Below are 17604 nucleotides of genomic sequence, written 5' to 3'. Positions count from 1 at the left end.
TTCGATCCTGCGGACTGCTAGGCGGGCCTGATCCCCTCCCAGGCGCGCTGCAGCAACGAGCGGATGCCGTCCCGTTCGACGGGCCGTGGATTCCAGTAAGGGTCGGTTACGGCGAGCGCGGCGGCCCGGTCGAGATCGGCTCCGGCCAGACCGAGATCCCGCAGGGCGAGCGGCGCGCCGAGAGAAGCGGAGAAGTCGTAGAGACCGCCGCCGAGGCTCCCGCCGAACAGATCGGTCACCGGAGCCAGCGCCGCCGCTGCCGCCGGTTCATTGTAGGCCGCCGTATGCGGCAACATGATCGCGTGGGTCTCGGCATGGGGCAGGTCGAAGCTCCCGCCGAGCGTGTGGCAGAGCTTATGATGCAGCGCCATGCCAACCGTGCCGAGCACCGTTCCGCAGAGCCAGGAGCCGTAAAGCGCTGTGGTGCGGGCCGCGAGATCGCGGGGGCTGCCGACGATCGCGGGCAGCGCTTCCTTCAGCGCGCGGATTCCCTCCACCGCCTGCAGCGTCGAGATCGGATCACGGTCCCGCGCATAGAGCCCCTCGACGGCGTGCGCCATCGCATTGAGGCCGCTCGCGACGCTCATCCCGACGGGAAGGCCCAGCGTCAGTTCGGGATCGTAGACCACCACCTCGGGAAGGATCTTCGGATCCCGGATCGTCGTCTTCGTCCCGGCGTCGGTCTGGCCGAGGATCGGCGTGACCTCCGACCCGGCATAGGTCGTCGCGACGACGATCTGCGCCGCATCGTTGCGCCATGCGATCGCCTTGCCGAGGCCGATCGTGGAACCGCCGCCATAGGCGACGACGCAATCGGCGTCCGCGGCCTCGTAGGCGGCCATCGCCGCCTCCGTCACCTCGACCGGCGTATGCATCGCGGCCCCGGCGAACAGTCCCGCCGCCAGCGATCCCAGTTCGCCCGCGAGGTGTTCGGCATCGGGGCACTGGAACGGCGTGGCCAGGATCAGCGCATGGCGACGACCGAGGCGCCCCATCTCGTTGGCGACTTCGGACCGGACGCCGGGTCCGAAGACGATGCGTGCCGGTTGAACGGTGTAGCGGAATGAGCGGATCATGATGCCGCCCGATCAGGCGACGGCCAGACGAGGCTCGTCCTGCGCATCCAGAATATGGATGCGCGCCATCACGTCATCGAACTTGCGGCGCAGCGCCTGGGACGACGACGCGGTGGCCGCGACATAGAAATCGGGGCGCAATATCACATAGCTCGCGCCGATTCCGTTCAGCCAGCGGGCATAGGTGCCCTCGACATCCACGGCGTCGCAGCCGGTGCCCGCCGCGCCGATCTTCACGATGCGCCCGCCCAGCCGTTCCAGCTGCGCGACCTGATCGGGCGCCAGAACGGCGGCGGGATCGCGATCGAGCCCGAGCACGATCCAGCCAAACCCCACCGCCTGGTCGAACCGGTCGCGCCGGCCATTGGCCTCGACGACGCCCTGGGTCGAGAGTTCGCCGGCATGGGCGGTGTCCTCGCACCATGCGCCCGGGCCGAGCTGGCAGATATCGGTCGGAACCGGCTTGTAGTTCCGTTCGGCCAGTTCCGCCTTCATGCGGCGGTCGCGCGCGGCGGCCTCCTCGGGATCGGAGATGCAGATGATCTTCCCGAGCTCCTGGCTGAACTCGATATAGTGCCGGGCGTGCTCCTTCCGCTCCGACGTGTAGCTGTCGAGCGTCCGCGGATCGATCTTGCCCTCCAGAATGGCGTTCAGCCGCCATCCGAGCGCGAAGGCATCCCGGAGCCCGGCGCACATTCCCTCGCCGGCGAAGGGCGGCATCAGATGGGCGGCATCGCCCGCGATGGCGCAGCGGCCCTTGTTCCACACCTTGGCCCACCGCGCCTGAAAGCGGTAGACGGCGCTGCGCTCCATGACGGCGTTTTCAGGCGTCAGCCCCCAGGGCTCGAGAAGCTTCCAGGCATTCTCTTCCTTGGCGATCTCCTCGGGAACCTCTCCCGGGAGCACCATATATTCCCAGCGTCGGCGTCCCGGGCCGCCCGGCACGATCGTGGTGGGCCGCTGCGGGTCGCACATCTGCCACTGCGCCGGCGACATGGAGTAGTGCGCTGGCGGAATCATGTCGAGAATGAGCCAGTCGAAGAAATAGCCCCGGTCCTCGTTGTCGATGCCGAGAGCCTGCCGGACCATGCTGTTCGCGCCGTCGGCACCGACGACATAGCGCGCCCGCACCGTGCGCTGGCCGAGGTCGGCTGCATCTTCAAGTGGGTTGCGCTTGAGCGTCAGCGTGGCGCTGTCCGCGTCCTGGACGAGGGCGACAGCCTCGTATCCGCGGATATGGGTGATGTCGGGGCATGCCTTGGCGATGCCGGTCAGGCGCCCTTCCAGGTCGGGCTGGTTGAACCAGTAGCGCACGCGCCAGCCCGACGCCGAAATGCTCTTCCAGTCGAGGATCTGGATGTCCTCGCCGGCAGCGTTCTTCCAGTAGTAGAGCTCGTCATGGAAATTGATCGCCGGATCGTTCTCCGAGTCGATCCCGAGAACGGCCAGAATGCGTGCGATTTCATGGTCGTAGGTCACCGCCCGCGGACGGGCATAGGCCGTCGTCCAGCGCTCGATGAGCGTGACCTTCTTTCCCTGCCGTCCGAGAAGAATCGCCAGAAACGTACCGACCGGGCCGGCACCCACAATGGCAACATCGGCATCAAAGGACGCGCCCGCAAGCGGCGCGCCGGCCAATTCGACTGTCATGCTGGTCTCCTCCGCGGGTCGCGCAGCGGCGCCGACCCATCGACTCCCTCCGGGCCATGGACCCTCCTCCTCCGAGGCAGACCACGCCGTTGCCAAACACCTATCTCGAAAATGAATGATCGTCAACTTTGGCTATTAGCCATTTTTGAATTACGTTCGCACTAGCGAGAAGGAACATTAATTGCCTGATATATCTGCGTTATCATGATTTTTGTCGCACGCCACGCCGCCCGATCGCAGCCGTTGAGACAGGCAATGTGCTGGAAATGGCGCAGCGCGCAGCTTCCGTCCCGACGGACGTCGATCATGATTCACGTTCATAACTGAACGCGTTCACTTGAGAATTGCGATCCGGCGCCTTAGGATTGTGCGATTCATCGACCGCACAGCGACGGAGCCCTATCGTCACCATGAACCAGGAGCCGGCCGAAGGACGCGTTGCACGCAGACAACGCCGCATCCGCGATGCGCTGATTCAATCCGCCCGTGCAGTGATGAGCGAGAAGGGTGTGGACGGTTCCACGATGCTGGAGATCGCCGAGCGTGCCGATGTCGGCGCCGGCACGGTCTACAACTACTTCAAGTCCAAGGATGAGCTCGCCGTCTCGGTGCTCGAGGACATGATGCACGACCTCGCGCTTCGGATCGAGCGCGTGACGAACACCTTCGACGATCCCGGTCAGGTCTATGCCTTCGGCGTGCGAACCGTGCTGGAGGCGGCGACGCGCGATGTCCGCTGGCGACAGTTGCTCAGCCGGTCCGAGGTGATCGCCCATGCCATCTTCCGCCGCATGGGTCCCTTCGCGATCCGGGACCTGCGGCAAGCCACCGCCGTCTCGCGCTTTTCCGTCGGCGATCCGGAACTCGTGTGGAAGATGGCCGCCCACGCGATCGTCGGCGTCAGCCTGGCGATCACCAATGGCGAGCTGCCGGAGGAAAAGATCCACGAGACCGTCGTCCGGCTGCTCTGCATGAACGGCATCGGCACGGAAGCAGCCGAGGAACTGGCGTCGAGGCCGCGACCAGAATTGCCGCCGGAGACGTAGCGAGCGACGACCCCGGACGGTCTTTAGCCGGCCTATCAACAGGTCGCGACGCGCGGCCCACCGTTTCCGCTCGCCTCCTGCCAGAGATACGCTCCCCCCCGCCAAAGGACGGGCGTCGGCTCGACCTTCTGGCGCCGTATCCGGATCTGGAACACGATGCGCGCAGACAAACTCGGTCGCGACGTCAGCGATCCAGCGCCCATTCGGCCGTTCGGCCGGGGTTGCGGCGTCAGGCGCAGGTTCGAGCCGGGCCGTAACAGACAACCGCCTGTCGCGACCCTCGCCAACGGGACTCTTCATACAAGTTACGATCCAACCCGGCGATCGAGCCTGACAGAGGAGCCAGCCTATGTTTTGTCTGACATTCTCTCCCGGGCGCCTTGCAGATGCATCGACATGGCCATGGCGGCGGATTCGGGGTCGCGCTGCTCGATGGCGGCGAGGATGCGGGCATGCTCGCTGATGGTGATCTTCTTGATCTCGGGTCTGCCGCTGCCTGAGCGCGCGGCCCGGATGGTGTTCTGCAGTGCGCCGCCGAGAAACGCCATGAAATCAGCGTAATAGCCATTGCCTGTAGCCATGGCGATTTCGTGGTGGAAGGCGAGGTCGGCAATCACGCCCTCCTCACTCCAATCGCTGGAATCCTCCATCGCCGCATGGGCCTGCCGGATCCGCTCCAGATGCTCCTCGGTGCGGCGTGCGGCGGCGAGGCGCGCCGAAGCGAGCTCGAGCGGCTGGCGCAGTTCGAACAGCGCCAGGACATCGGCGGCATCGACCAGCGACTCACCCAGCTTGAACGACCGCCGCGTCGAGGAATGCGCGACATAGACGCCGCTGCCCTGCCGCGATGTCACCAGACCGTCGGATTTGATGCGCGAAATCGCCTCCCGCACCACGGTCCGGCTGACACCAAACTGTTCGGAAAGACTGTGTTCCGTGGGCAGTTTGGTGCCATGCGCGAAGGCGCCGCTGCGGATATTCGCGCTCAGATAATCCGCGATTTCGTCCGCGAGCATGCCGCGGCCGGGGGTGGCGGATTTCGACTGCGCCATCGGAGACTCCCTGCTTGCCGGACCAGCGTCGCACCCGGCATCGAACCTGTCTAACAAATTTATCACCAACAGAATTGTCTAACAACTTTTCTGGCGCTATGAGTCGGCCGTCGGCCCCGCTGAGCCGGGCGGCTGCCGAGGAGTGCACTGACGGGGTCCGGCTCGTCGATGGGAGGAATTCATGAACGTCACACGTCGCGCCTTCAATCTCGGCGCCATCCTCGCCGCAGGCACCGTCATTCTGCCCGGCGCCGTTCGCGCCGCGGACGAGAAGACGATCGCCATCATGTTCGACAGCCTGCAGTCGCCGTTCTGGGTGACGGGCTTCGACGTGCTGAAAGAGAAGGCGAAGGCCGCCGGCTACCAGCCACTCGAATCGATCTCGAACCTCGACGACAACAAGCAGTTCGAGCAGGTTCAGTCGATGATCCAGAAGAAGGTCTCCGGCATCATCATCGTGCAGACCGACTCGAAGGCCGTCATCCCCGCGATCCGCGAGGCCAACAAGGCCGGCATCCCGATGGTGCATTTCAACCGCCCGCCGGCCGAAAGCGACGCAAAGTCCTCCGCCGTGCAGGCCGACAATCGCGCCATCATGAAATCGACCGTGCAGGCGCTCGTCGACAAGGCGCGCAAGGCCGGCGGCAAGTACAAGGCGGCAATCCTGATCGGCGATCTCGGCGACCAGAACGCGATCCAGCGCCGCGACGGCTTCTTCGACGTCGTCGACCAGAACAAGGACATCATCGAGGTGGTGGCCCGCATCTCGACCGAGTGGAACCCGGACAAGGCCTTTGCGGACCTGACCAACGCGCTCCAGGCCAATCCCGACATCAATTTCCTCGTGACCTCGTCCGACTTCCTGCTGCCGCAGATCCAGCAGGCGCTCAAGATCGCCGGCAAGTGGAAGAAGACCGGCGAGGAGGGCCACGTCCTGTTCGCGGGCTTCGACGGCGACGAGGGCCAGTATGCCGCGCTCAAGGATGGCTACATGGATGTCGGTGGCGTCCAGAACCTCTTCTATGAGGCGGACCTTGCGATCGGCGCCATCGAGAAGATGAACAAGGGCGAGGAAGTGCCGAAGCTCCTGCTTGATCCCGGCTTCGTCATCACGCAGGAGACGCTCGACCAGGACCGCGACAAGATGTGGGGCTACGCGGTCTGGAAGAAGGCCAACGGCTGACGCGTTCCGGCGCCCGGATCGGGGAGATGCGCGCCTGACGGCCCGCATTTCCCCGATCCTCCCAGCTTCTTTCGCAAGCGGCGCGCCGGGCGGTGCGCCACCCGGCACGGGTCCCCTCAAGAGGCCATTGCACGTCATGTGGCGCTTCCTTCGCCGCCTCCTCACGTCGGAGTATCTGGTGCTGCTGCTCACGGCGCTTTACGTGCTGTGCCTGTGGCCCTTCGCGCCCGAGATCGTCAGCGCCCAGACGGCGCTCGAAGTGATCATGGCGATGCTGCCGCTCCTGCTGCTGGCGATCGGCCAGACCTTCGTGCTGATCGTCGCCGGGATCGATCTCTCGATCACCTCGACCATGGCGTTCAGCAGTGTCGTCGCCGCCGCGCTGATGACCGGTGATGGCGGCTATCTGGCAGGCAATGCACTCGCCGTCCCCGTCGCGCTCATCGCCTTCCTGCTGATCGGCCTCGCGGTCGGTTGCGCCAACGGCCTCTGCGTCGTGCGCCTCGGCATGCCGTCCTTCATGGTCACGCTGGTGGCGCAGACCTTCCTGAGCGGCGCCGCGATCTGGTTCACGTCGCTGCATTCGACCTCGGTCAGCATCGGCGATCTCCCAGCCGCCTTCTCCGTCATCGGCCGCGGCGGCATCGCCGGCATCCCCTATGCGCTTCTGCTCTGTCTCGTCGTTGCCTTCGCCGCGCACTGGCTGCTCGGCCGCACCACGCTTGGTCGCTGGCTCTATGCCGTCGGCAACAATCCGCGCGCCGCGACGGTGTCCGGCGTGCCCACGGGCCGCGTGATCATCATCGCCTTCGTCCTTTCCGGCTTCTGCGCCGCGCTCGCTTCGATCGTCTATACGAGCCGCCTCGAGACCGGCACGCCGGTGCTCGGCCAGCGCGTGCTGCTCGATGTCATCGGCGCGGCGGTGATCGGCGGCGTCAGCCTCTTCGGCGGACGGGGCAAGATCTCCTGGGTGATCCTCGGCGTCCTGTTTCTCTCGGTCGTCGACAAGGGCCTGCAACTCCTCGGCCTGTCGCAGTCCATCGTCTTCGCGGTCAAGGGCGGCGTCATCCTGCTGGCGGCGATCATCGACGCCCTGCGCAGCCGCATTCTGGTCAGGGTGGCAGCATGAGCTCGGCACGTGACAGCGCGGCAAGCGAACGTGCGGGCGGCGCCCCGCTGCTCAAGGTCGAGGGCCTCCGCAAGAGCTTCTTCGGCGTCGAGGTGCTGAAGGGCGTCTCCTTCACGCTCGAAGCCGGCAAGGCGCTCGGCGTCATCGGCGAGAACGGCTCCGGCAAGTCGACGACGATGAACATAATCAACGGGCTGCTGCCGCCCTCGGCCGGCACGATGGCGATCGACGGCAGGCCCTATGCGCCTGCGAATTCCAAGGAAGCCGCGCGCGCCGGCATCGCCTTCATCCATCAGGAACTCAATCTCTTCGAGAATCTCAGCATCGCCGAGAACCTGGCGCTGCAAGCTTTTCCGCGGAGAATCAGTTGGCTGCCGCAGATCGACAAGGCGCGGATGCGGGCGCGGGCTGCCGATCTGCTGCGCCGGGTCGATCTCGACCTGTCGCCGGACATGCTGGTCAACCGCCTCGCGCCCGGCGAGCGGCAATTGGTCGAGATCGCCAAGGCCCTGTCGGGCGACGCACGGATCATCGTCTTCGACGAGCCAACGACATCGCTGACCTCGCGCGAGGCGGAGCGGCTGTTCGCGCTGGTGGCGCAATTGAAGGCGCGCGGCCTCGGCGTCATCTATATCAGCCACATCCTCGAAGACGTGCTGCGGCTCTGCGACGATGTGGTGACGCTGCGCGACGGGACCATGGTCGACAACCGTCCGGCGGCCAGCGTGACCACCGGCCATCTGATCGAGAGCATGCTGGGGCGACCGATTGCCGAACTGTTCCCGCCGCGCTCCGCAGCGGCGCCGCGCCAGGAAGTGGCGCTGGACGTGCGCGGCCTGACCCAGCCGGGCATCGTGCATGACCTCACTTTCCGCGTGATGCGCGGCGAGATCGTCGGCATCGCCGGGCTGATGGGCTCCGGCCGCTCCGAAACGGCGCGCATCCTGTTCGGGCTCGACCCCGCCCTTTCCGGCACGGTCGCGGTGAACGGCACGGTCATCGCCCAGCGTTCGCCGCGCGCCTGCATGGCCGCCGGCATGGCCTTCCTGACCGAGGACCGGCGCGGCGACGGGCTACTTCTGCCCGAGGGCGTGCTGACCAATGTCGAGCTCGCCCGGCTGGCGGACCTTCGTACCAACGCCGCCGCGCCGCTGCCGCAGGCCATGCTCGACCGCGATGCGAGCGAAGCCGCACGATCCGTCCGCATCAAGGCGCACGACCTCGTGCGGCAGCCGGTGCTCAGCCTTTCCGGCGGCAACCAGCAGAAGGTCGTGCTGGCCAAATGGCTGCTGCGCGAGCCGGCCGTCTTCATTCTCGACGAGCCGACGCGCGGCATCGATGTCGGCGCCAAGGCCGAGATCTACGGCCTCGTCCGCCAGCTGGCCGAGCGCGGCACCGGCGTCCTCGTCATCTCGTCCGAGGTCGAGGAACTGCTCGGCGTCTGCGACCGGGTGCTGACCATGGCCCATGGCGAGATCGTCGCCGAATTCACCTGGCCGGAGCTCGATCGCGCTGCGATCCTGCGCGCCGCCATGCAGAGGCAAGAGGGAGCCGCGTGATGCAGACGAGTTCGACCCGCGCAAGCCTCGCCGTCCTGCGCTCGGCCCCTGCCCTCCTGTTCGTGGCGGTCGTCGTTCTTTTCGCGATCCTCGCCCCCCGCTTCCTCGAGGTGCAAAACTTCGCCAACATCCTCACCCAGTCCGCCAATGTGGCGATCGTCGCGGTGGGCATGACCTTCGTGCTGCTCCTGGCCGGCGTCGATCTTTCCGTCGGCGCGGCCATGTATGTCTGCGCCGCCGTGGCCGGGCTCTATTTCAAGGATCTGCCGGCGCCCGCCGCCATGGCGCTGATGACGGCGATCGGCGCCCTGTTCGGCGCCATCAATGCGCTTTTCATCGTCGGGCTCGGCATCGCCGCTTTCATCGTGACGCTCGCGACGCTCTTCGTCGGCCGCGGCCTGGCGCTGCATCTGTCGCAGACCAAGATGGTCTTCGCCGGCGACCCCGTGCTTGCCTTTGGCCAGGGCGGTTTCCTCGGCATTTCCTATGCGGTCTGGACCATGGCGATCGTGCTGCTCCTCGCCCTCTGGGTGCAGCAATGGACCCCCTATGGCCGCTATCTCTATGCGATCGGCGCCGATCGCGAGGGCGCGCGCAAGGCCGGCATTCCCGTCCGCCGCGTGGTGTTCGCGACCTATGTCCTCTGCGGCACGCTCGCCGGTCTCGGCGGCTTCGTCTCGTTCAGCCAGGTCGCGGCTGCCTCGTCCGGCTTCGGCCTGCAGAAGGAATTCCCGGTCATCGCCGCGGCCGTGCTCGGCGGCACCAGCCTGTTCGGCGGGCGCGGCGGCGTGCTCGGCTCGGTGTTCGGCGCGATCCTGATCCAGACGGTGCAGAACGGCCTCGTCCTCCTCAACGCCAATCCGTATCTCTATCCGCTGGTGATCAGCGCCATCATCTTCATCGCCGTGCTGCTCGACAGCCAGCGCACCCGCATCCTCGCCCGCCTGACGCGCCGGCAGATCCGGATCGAGCCCGGCGTCGAGGCCCGACGATCCACTGCGACCTGACCGACACCCGGAGACCGCCACCATGACCCACCGTCGCGCCGCCGTGATCGGCTGCGGGTTCTTCTCGCAAAATCATCTGAATGCCTGGAACGATCTCAGCGAGCGCTGCAGCATCGTCGCGGTCTGCGATATCGATCGCGCCAAGGCGGAAGCGGCCGCAAGGCGCTTCGGCGTGCCGAAGTCCTATACCAATGTCGACGAGATGCTCGCCAATGAGAGCCTCGATTTCGTCGACATCGCGACCACGGCGCCCTCGCATCTCGCCCTCGCCGAGGCCTGCGCCGCCAAGGGCGTGCCGGTCATCGTGCAGAAGCCGCTGGCGCCCGACTGGACGGATGCGCGCGCGCTGGTCGCCGCGCTCGACCGCGCCGGCCTGCCGATGATGGTGCATGAGAATTTCCGCTTCCAGGCGCCGCTGCTGCGCGCCGCCGAGCTGGTCAAATCGGGCGCGATCGGCAAGGTCGTCTGGGGCCGCTTCTCGTTCCGGACCGGTTACGACATCTATGCCGGCCAGCCCTATCTCGCCGAAGTCGAGCGCTTCGCCATCCTCGATGTCGGCATCCATGTCCTCGACGTCGCCCGCGTCTTCATGGGCGAGGCCGAGTCGGTCGCCTGCCGGACCCAGCAGGTCCGCCCCGGCATCAAGGGCGAGGACCATGCGACGGTGCTGCTCGGCCATGTCGGCGGCGGCACCAGCGTGTGCGAGATCTCCTATGCGAGCCATCCCGAGCCCGACCCCTTCCCGTTCATGATCTTCGAACTGGACGGCGAGGCCGGATCGCTGCGCGTCGATGCCGGCTGCAAGATCGTCTGGAAGAACGCGTCCGGCACCCATCACGAGACGGCGGCTCCGGAAGCCGTCGCCTGGGGCAGCGAGCCCTGGACCGTGGTCCAGGACAGCGTCCGCGCCACGCAGCGCCACTGGCTCGATTGCCTCGACAGCGGCGCCGTCGCGGCGACCTCCGGCCACGACAATCTGAAGACCTTCGCCCTGGTCGAGGCGGCCTATGCCTCCGCCGCCAGCGGCCAGATCGTCCGGCCAGCCTCTATCGACTGAAGCCGTCTCGCGGGGAAATATCATGAAGATCAAGAGCATCCGCTCGCGCGTCTATCGCTGGACCGGCCCCACCGCCGCGCCGCGCAGCAATCTGAGCGCCAGCGCGATGGATGCGCTGAGCGGGCTCGGCGATTCCATGAGCTCGTTCCGCTTCCATGAATGGCTCATCTGCGAGGTCGAGACCGACGACGGCATTGTCGGCATCGGCAATTGCGCGCTCGCCCCGCGCATCGCCAAGCCGATCATCGACGCCTATCTCGCGCCGCTGGTCATCGGCTGCGATCCGTTCGACGTCGAGGCGATCTGGCAGAAGATGTATCGCTCGACCATCGCCTGGGGCCGCAAGGGCATCGGCATGGCCGCGATCTCCGCGATCGACATCGCCCTGTGGGACATCATGGGCAAAGCCGTCGGCAAGCCGGTGTTCAAGCTTCTCGGCGGCCGCACCAAGGAGGCAATCCCCGTCTATGCCTCCAAGCTCTACAGCCAGCCGCTCGACAGCCTCGCCGCCGAGGCGAAGCGCTATCTCGACGAGGGCTTCACCATGATGAAGCTGCGCTTCGGCTGGGGGCCGCGGGACGGCGCGGCCGGCATGCGCAAGAACATCGATCTGATCCGCACCGTGCGCGAGGTCGTCGGCGACGACGTCGACATCATGATCGAATGCTATATGGGCTGGACGGTCGACTATGCCGAACGGATCCTGCCGCGGCTGGAAGAATTCCGCCCGCGCTGGCTGGAAGAGCCGGTGCTGCCGGACGATATCGCCGGCTATTCATTCCTGCGCCGCAAGAGCCCCATCCCGATCTCCGGCGGCGAACATGAATTCACGCTGTTCGGCTTCAAGCAATTGCTCGATGCCGAGGCGGTGAGCGTCATCCAATACGACACCAACCGCGTCGGCGGCATCACGGCGGCACAGAAGATCAACATGCTCGCCGAGGCCTATCAGGTGCCTGTGATCCCGCATGCCGGCCAGATGCACAATTACCACCTGACCATGGCCAATCTGAACTGCCCGATCTCCGAGTTCTTCCCGGTCAACGAGGTCGAGGTCGGCAACGAGCTGTTCTATTATCTCTTCGAAGGCGACCCCTTGCCCGAGCGCGGCTTCATCAACCTCAGCGACGACGTCCCCGGCCTCGGCATCACCCTCTCCGACAAGCATCTCGCCTCGTTCGAGGTGATCGAATAGGCGCTGCGCTGGACCACACCGAACAGGCGGCGGGAGATCGCTTCCGCCGCCTTGCGTGGTCTCGCGCGTACCTCGCTACGCGACTTCCAGATAGTCGCGGTCCGGGAGCGGCGGGAAGGGCGCCGTGGGGAGGGTCTGGTACCAGAAGGCGACCGAGGCGATATCGTCCTGCAGCGGCAGATAGCGCGGGTCCTTCTTCTCGGTTCGCCAGCCGAGCGCCTGGATGGTGACGCGAAGATCGCTCTCGAAGCGGATCGGGTCGTTCAGGTGCCAGCGATACATGCCGAAGCGCTGCTGGCTGCGATAGACGCCATCCGGCCGCAGAACCTGCGGCAGACCCGAATAGGGCGTGGTGAATTCGCGATAGCGGCTGTCCATCGTGTCGTCGACGACGCCGCCGTCGAAATTATAGGCGCCGCAGAAATAGTCCTCGGTGCCGGTGCCGCAGATGGTCGGGAAGGTGGTGTCGCCGTCCATGAAGAACTTGATCTCGCCCTCGCCCCACCAGCCGGAATTGTTGACGCCCCAGGCCATGTAGGTGCCGACATAGTGGCCGCGGCCGCTGATGCCGTCGACGATCGTATAGTCTTCCTTGAAGGGCAGCGGATTGGTGCGGCGGAACTGCGCATGGAAATAGGCCGCGTCCTCCGGCACGTCGGTCAGCGTATAGTTGATCTGGTAGAAGAGGATGCCGAAATTCTCCGGATCGCGGTTCTCGATCTCGATGCGCGCGGCCTTGCGGAAGGGCATTTCCCAATAGCAGTTGAAGGCCCGGCCGGGATTGACGCAGACGGCGAGCGAGGACACCTGCGCATACTGGTTCCAGCCCGAGCAGAAGAAGTCGCCCAGCGGACATTCGACCGAGGGCTGCTCCTGATCGTCCCACCAGATGCGCAGGATCAGTTCGCGCCAGCGCAGATACGCCGACGTCATCCAGATCTGCTGGATCGCGCCCATGCCGCGAATATCGGCGAGCACGCGCGTCTCGCCGGGCTCGATGCGGATCGAAGGCGAGACCTTCCAGCCGAGCACGCCGCCATCGGGTCCGAGGCCGCGCGCATGGATGGCGCCCGTGCCTTCGGTCGCCATGCCGCCGCGACCCTTCTCGCCCGTCATGTTCTCGGCGGAGATGGACCGCGTCTTGGCGGGAGACAGGCGGTAGAGATTATGCAGGCCGACGCCGAGGCCGTTGAACGAGGTTGTCATATGAGGATCCGTTGTTATGGGCCGGATTTACTTGAGGCGGATTTACTTGAGGCCCGTCGTCTTGATCGAATCCATGATCTGTCGCTGGAAGATCACGAAGATGACGAGCATGGGGATGGCGACGATGACGGAGGCCGCCATCGTATAGTTCCAGGCGGATGAATACTGGCTCTTGAAATTGGCGATCGCGACCTGAACGACCCAGAGATCGGACTGGGGCGCGACGGTGAGCGGCCAGAGGAAGCTGTTCCAGTTGGCGAGGAAGAAGAGGATCGCCAGCGTCGAGACGATCGGGCGGCTGAGCGGCAGGATGATGCTCCAGTAGATCCGCCAGTAGCCGGCGCCGTCGATCAGCGCCGCCTCCTCCAGCTCCCGCGGCAGCGACAGATAATATTGCCGCAGCAGGAAGATGCCGAAGGCGTCGAAGATCGAGGGGATGATGAGCCCCGCCCAGCTGTTCACCATGCCCATCATCCGCACCATGGCGAAGAGGGGCACGATGATGACCGGCAGCGAGACCAGGAAGGTGGAGAGCATCGCGAGGAACACCGCCTCGCGCCCCGGAAAGCGCAGCCGCGCCAGCGCATAACCCGCCATGGTGTGGAAGAAGAGCGCGACCACCGTGACGACCGACGAGACGATGAAGGTGTTGGCCAGATAGTGCCAGAACGGCACCTCGGTCAGCACGTAGAAGAAGTTCGCGAGCGTCGGCTGCGCCGGGAGCACGTTGGAGCGGAAGACCTCCGGCGGCGGCTTGAACGAGATCGAGAGCATGTAGAGCAGCGGATAGATCGCCATCACGCCGAGTATGGCCGTGATCACCATCAGGATGAGGCGGACGATGCGCTGCTGGCCGTCATAGACGGGGGGCGCGGGCGCCTTAGTCATACTGGAACCTCCCGCCGCGTGTTGCCCAGAAGAAGGCGAGCGTGATCGCCATGAGCATCAGCACGAGCAGCGTCGCCATGGCCGAGGCGTATCCGAACGCGCCATATTGGAAGGCCTGCTGATAGATGTAGGTGATCAGCAGCAGCGTCGCGTTCGCCGGCCCGCCGCGCGTCATCACATAGACGAGGTCGAAGGCCTGCTGGCCCGAGACTGCCGCGACCGACGAGACGACGAGCACGAAGAAGCTGGTCGGCCGCAGCAATGGCAGCGTGATGTGCCAGAAGCTTTGCGCGCGGTTCGCGCCATCGATGCGAGCGGCCTCGTAATACTCCTTCGGGATGTCCTGCAGGCCGCCGATGAAGATCAGCATGTAGAACCCCATCAGGAACCAGACGAAGGCCAGCACCACGGTGAACAGCGCGACATGCGGATTGCCGAGGAAGGACACGGAGCCGAGACCGAGGCCGGCAATCAGGCGTGGCAGCACGCCGATCTTCTCGACCGACATCAGTTGCCAGACGAGCGCGACGACGACGAGGCTGACGACCTGCGGCGCGAAGAACAGGAAGCGCATCGCGGTGTTGAAGCGCGATGTCTTCTGGACGAGCAGCGCCAGCATCAGGCCGATGACGTAGAGCAGCGGCACCGCCATCAGGGCGAAGGTCAGCGTCACCCGCAGCGCCGACCAGAACAGCGGATCGGCCACCATGCGCGCATAATTGCCGAGCCCGACGAAACGGAAGCCGCCGAAGCCGTCGACCTCGAAGGCGCTCATGCCGATCGCCAGCAGCATCGGCAGGCCGATGAAGATCAGCAGTCCCAGCGCGTCCGGCAGGACGAACAGGATGCCGGCAACCGCCTCGCGCCGCTCCGTCGGAAGCTGTCGCAAGGCGGCGCGCTTGGCCGCCTTGCGATCTCCGTTCAGATGGGCCGTCACAGCAGCGGCGCGCCCTTGTAGCTCGCCAGGAAGGCGTCGATCTGCTGGCTGGCCGTCGCCGCGGCCTGCTGCGGATCCGTGCCGCCCAACATGGTGCCCTGGATCGCGTCGGAGATCATCTTGTAGACCTCCGGCGGCAGGCGCGGCTCGGCCCGCGTGCCGGGATGGATCTCGCGCGTGAAGACGCCGAGCATGCCCTTGTCGAACGCCGCGGCGCCGGCCTTGAGCGCCGAATTGCGTGGCGGCATGTCCGATTTGGCGACCGTGCACCAGTCGACGACGCGGTCGATCGATTCCTTCGACATGGACGCGAGCGCCCAGGCGATGAACTTCGCGGCCGCCTCGGGATTCTTGCCCTTGGCGTTGGCGACGAAGGCCCAGCCGCCGCCGACCGTTACATATTTCCCGCCCGCGGGGACAGGCAGGCGGAAGACGCCATATTTGAAATCGGGGGCGTTGTTGGCGAGGTCGGAAATGCCCCAGATGCCCATGTTCTGGATGGCACAATAGCCGGAGGCGAGGTTGGCCGCGATGTCGCTGCCGCCACCGCCCAGCGCCTGGCGCGGCGCCGCGCCCGACGCAACGGCATCCTGCCACAACTTCAGCGCCGCCACGGTTGCCGGGCTGTCGAAGGCGCTCTTGCCGTCGGCCTGCTGGAACTCGCCGCCGCCCTGCCACATGAACGGATACCAGGTGAAGTTCTGGTAATAGCCGGGCTGCGTCTCGAACAGGAGGCCATAGCGATCCGCCGTGGTCAGCTTCTTGCCGACCTCCAGCAATTCGTCCCAGGTCTTCGGAACGTCGTTCTCGTTGAGACCGGCATCCTCGAACGCCTTGACCGAATAGTAGAAGGCCATCGGCTCGACTTCCATCGGGACGCCGTAGATCTTGCCGTCGACCTTGCGGTTGGCGATCACGGTCTCGGGGAAATCGGCCTGGGCGGCAGCGTCGATATGGGGCGACAGATCCGTCAGCACGCCGCCATTATAATAACGCAGGAAATCACCGGGCGAGATCAGGAAGACGTCCGGGCCCTGGCCGGACGCGAAGGACGTCGCCAGCTTCGTGCCGCCGATATATTCGCTGTCCGGCACGTAATCGAGCGTGATCTTGGCGTCGTTGGCGCTGTTCCACGCGTCGACCAGATGAACGATCCACTCGGACTGCGTCTTCGACGGGCCATTCGGTCCGATGAACTGCATGAAGTTGAGGCTGCCGTCTGCAGCGAAGGCGCTCGAACCCAGCGAGAAGCCGGTGAGTCCGGCTGCACCCAGGCCGACGCCGGCCTTCAGGATCGAACGCCGGGACCAGCCCTGCGGGCGGAGATGGGTATCACTCATGTTTTCCTCGGAAGCGTTGTTGATTGCTTGCGTTTCTTGCTTGGTTTCTTGGTTTGCCTACTGGGTGGCGGGCGCATCGCCCGCCGCATTCCGCCTGCATCAGGCGGTATCGAATTGCCGGAGGATGCAGGGCAGGATCTCGTTGCGCGGCGTGCCGTCGACGCGGCCCTCGACCCGGTCGAGCAGCATGGCGACGGAGCGCGTCGCGAGCAGCGCGGGGTCGTTGCCGACGCGGGTCACGCGGGGGCGGAAATAGTCGAAATGCTCCCACCCGCCGAAGGAGGCGACGGCGATGTCGTCGGGGATCCTCAGCTTGTGGTCATAGAGCGCGGCGAGCCCGCCCTGGGCCATCAGCGAGCTGGAAAAGAAGATCGCGTCGGGGAGGTTGCCGCCATGCTCGCGCAGCAGCCATTCGACGCCCTCATAGCCCGAAGGCGTGAGATAGCTGCCTTCATAGTGAAGCGTCGTGTCGACGATGCCGCCATGCTGGCCGAAGCCTTCGTCGAAGGCGGTGCGGCGGATGACGGCCTGATCGAAGAAGGAAGGACCGGTGATCTGCGCCACGCGGCGATGCCCCGCCTCGGCCAGATACTTCCCCATGAGATAGGCGCCGCCGGCATCATCGATCCCGACGCTGTCGATGACCTGGCTCGGCAACTGGCCGATGAACACGGCAGGAATGGTCAGTCGCTCGAGATCCTCATGCATCCGGTGCACGGCGAAATCGGCGATCAGGATGCCGTCGAAACGCTTCGGGCTGATCTGGCGCAGATATTCCCGGCCATGTTCGACCGACCGCCCGCCCGGCACGTCGGTGTTGAAGATCATGGTCTCCAGCCCGGCCTTCTCGAGCTCGGTCTGGATGACCTGGACGAGCTTCACATAGAACGGGTTGAGAATATCAGGGATCAGGACGGCAATGAGGTTCGTGCGCCCGGTGCGCAGCGACCGCGCCTGCGGGTTTGGCGCATAGCCCAGTTCCTCGACGGCAGCCATGACCTTGTCGCGCAGCGGCTTGGAGACGCGATCCGCGTGATTGAGCACGTGCGACACCGTCGTCCGTGACACCCCAGCTCGCTCGGCAACCTTTGAAATCGTGCTCATGCTTCTACCGATAGCGCTCTGCAAATCCATTTGCAAATGGATTTGCAAATGGATTTGCACGGCATGCATCTACAACTCTTCGGCGTATCCGGGCGCCGCATATCAGTTACAAACCACTGATTTCACAAAGATAATTTTGTCTTCAGGGCGCGCGGCCGCTCCATTCATGGAACGG

At 65.4% G+C, this 17604-nt stretch carries 15 protein-coding genes; 7 read left to right on the top strand and 8 right to left on the bottom strand.

What is annotated here, in order from left to right; genetic code table 11:
* Positions 1 to 17: 17 nt before the first annotated feature.
* Positions 18 to 1076 (bottom strand): maleylacetate reductase, encoded by a 1059-nt coding sequence (locus GGR25_RS14370; protein WP_183399461.1) that lies wholly within the window; start codon positions 1074 to 1076, stop codon positions 18 to 20.
* 12 nt (positions 1077 to 1088) lie between these two features.
* A complete protein-coding gene (gene mhpA / locus GGR25_RS14365; RefSeq protein WP_183399460.1) occupies positions 1089 to 2726 on the bottom strand; it encodes a bifunctional 3-(3-hydroxy-phenyl)propionate/3-hydroxycinnamic acid hydroxylase MhpA in 1638 nt (545 codons plus the stop codon).
* A gap of 410 nt (positions 2727 to 3136) precedes the next feature.
* On the opposite strand from mhpA, the gene GGR25_RS14360 reads away from it, so the two are divergent.
* A complete protein-coding gene (locus GGR25_RS14360) occupies positions 3137 to 3772 on the top strand; it encodes a TetR/AcrR family transcriptional regulator (protein ID WP_183399459.1) in 636 nt (211 codons plus the stop codon).
* Between the two features lie 347 nt (positions 3773 to 4119).
* On the opposite strand, the gene GGR25_RS14355 is transcribed toward GGR25_RS14360, so the two are convergent.
* On the bottom strand, positions 4120 to 4824 hold the full coding sequence (locus tag GGR25_RS14355) for a FadR/GntR family transcriptional regulator (protein ID WP_183399458.1): 705 nt from the start codon (positions 4822 to 4824) through the stop codon (positions 4120 to 4122).
* Positions 4825 to 5005: 181 nt separating this feature from the next.
* On the opposite strand from GGR25_RS14355, the gene GGR25_RS14350 reads away from it, so the two are divergent.
* From GGR25_RS14350 to GGR25_RS14325, 6 genes are all read left to right on the top strand, one after another.
* The gene (locus tag GGR25_RS14350) at positions 5006 to 6007 is read left to right on the top strand and encodes a sugar ABC transporter substrate-binding protein (protein ID WP_183399457.1); all 1002 of its coding nucleotides are present in this window, start codon (positions 5006 to 5008) and stop codon (positions 6005 to 6007) included.
* A gap of 136 nt (positions 6008 to 6143) precedes the next feature.
* Positions 6144 to 7136, top strand: coding sequence for an ABC transporter permease (locus GGR25_RS14345; RefSeq protein WP_183399456.1), 993 nt, complete (start codon positions 6144 to 6146; stop codon positions 7134 to 7136).
* The gene (locus GGR25_RS14340; RefSeq protein ID WP_246409664.1) at positions 7133 to 8695 is read left to right on the top strand and encodes a sugar ABC transporter ATP-binding protein; all 1563 of its coding nucleotides are present in this window, start codon (positions 7133 to 7135) and stop codon (positions 8693 to 8695) included. The genes GGR25_RS14345 and GGR25_RS14340 overlap by 4 nt, the downstream gene beginning before the upstream one ends.
* On the top strand, positions 8695 to 9702 hold the full coding sequence (locus GGR25_RS14335; RefSeq protein ID WP_183399455.1) for an ABC transporter permease: 1008 nt from the start codon (positions 8695 to 8697) through the stop codon (positions 9700 to 9702). The genes GGR25_RS14340 and GGR25_RS14335 overlap by 1 nt, the downstream gene beginning before the upstream one ends.
* Before the next feature lie 22 nt (positions 9703 to 9724).
* A complete protein-coding gene (locus GGR25_RS14330; RefSeq protein WP_183399454.1) occupies positions 9725 to 10759 on the top strand; it encodes a Gfo/Idh/MocA family protein in 1035 nt (344 codons plus the stop codon).
* 22 nt (positions 10760 to 10781) lie between these two features.
* Positions 10782 to 11954, top strand: a complete 1173-nt coding sequence (locus tag GGR25_RS14325) for an L-rhamnonate dehydratase (protein WP_183399453.1) — start codon at positions 10782 to 10784, stop codon at positions 11952 to 11954.
* A gap of 75 nt (positions 11955 to 12029) precedes the next feature.
* On the opposite strand, the gene GGR25_RS14320 is transcribed toward GGR25_RS14325, so the two are convergent.
* The 5 genes from GGR25_RS14320 to GGR25_RS14300 form a co-directional block, all read right to left on the bottom strand.
* Positions 12030 to 13160, bottom strand: coding sequence for a glycoside hydrolase family 172 protein (locus GGR25_RS14320; RefSeq protein WP_183399452.1), 1131 nt, complete (start codon positions 13158 to 13160; stop codon positions 12030 to 12032).
* Between the two features lie 42 nt (positions 13161 to 13202).
* Positions 13203 to 14048 (bottom strand): carbohydrate ABC transporter permease, encoded by an 846-nt coding sequence (locus GGR25_RS14315; RefSeq protein WP_183399451.1) that lies wholly within the window; start codon positions 14046 to 14048, stop codon positions 13203 to 13205.
* Positions 14041 to 14937 carry a carbohydrate ABC transporter permease gene (locus tag GGR25_RS14310; RefSeq protein WP_246409663.1) on the bottom strand — a complete coding sequence of 299 codons (897 nt, stop codon included), beginning with the start codon at positions 14935 to 14937 and terminating at the stop codon, positions 14041 to 14043. Before GGR25_RS14310 ends, GGR25_RS14315 begins: the two co-directional genes overlap by 8 nt.
* A 44-nt stretch (positions 14938 to 14981) precedes the next feature.
* The gene (locus tag GGR25_RS14305) at positions 14982 to 16325 is read right to left on the bottom strand and encodes an ABC transporter substrate-binding protein (protein ID WP_183399450.1); all 1344 of its coding nucleotides are present in this window, start codon (positions 16323 to 16325) and stop codon (positions 14982 to 14984) included.
* Positions 16326 to 16424: 99 nt separating this feature from the next.
* On the bottom strand, positions 16425 to 17429 hold the full coding sequence (locus tag GGR25_RS14300) for a LacI family DNA-binding transcriptional regulator (RefSeq protein WP_183399449.1): 1005 nt from the start codon (positions 17427 to 17429) through the stop codon (positions 16425 to 16427).
* Positions 17430 to 17604: the final 175 nt, after the last annotated feature.

This window comes from Kaistia hirudinis, from assembly GCF_014196455.1.
In the GTDB taxonomy this organism is placed as follows: Bacteria; Pseudomonadota; Alphaproteobacteria; order Rhizobiales; family Kaistiaceae; genus Kaistia; species Kaistia hirudinis.
This window is presented reverse-complemented; position numbering and strand designations above follow the sequence as displayed.